At 73.6% G+C, this 261-nt stretch carries 1 protein-coding gene; it reads right to left on the bottom strand.

Translation table 11 applies throughout. From position 1 onward, the window contains the following. The coding region (locus ACLIYP_RS30935; protein WP_412716359.1) for an AMP-binding protein at positions 1-261 on the bottom strand (261 nt) is incomplete at both ends.

The following is a 261-nucleotide window of genomic DNA, read 5'->3' as shown; positions in this document are numbered from 1 at the left end:
CCGGGGCCAGCGCCCGCACCCGGCCGGGCAGATCCACCGGAATCCAGTCACCCGACAGCAGCACCACCCGCAGCGCAACCGCAGCCGAGGCCCCCGCCGCGTGCTCCACCAGCATCGCCATCAACGCGGGAACGGAGTTCCACACCGTCACCCCGTGCTCGACCACCAACTCCAGCCAGTGCCCCGGATCACGGCCGCTGCCCGGACGCGGCAGCACCAGCGTCCCGCCCGCCCCCAGCACCCCGAACACGTCGTACACCG

This window comes from Streptomyces nanhaiensis, assembly GCF_046614825.1.
GTDB lineage: Bacteria > Actinomycetota > Actinomycetes > Streptomycetales > Streptomycetaceae > Streptomyces > Streptomyces radiopugnans.
This window is presented reverse-complemented; position numbering and strand designations above follow the sequence as displayed.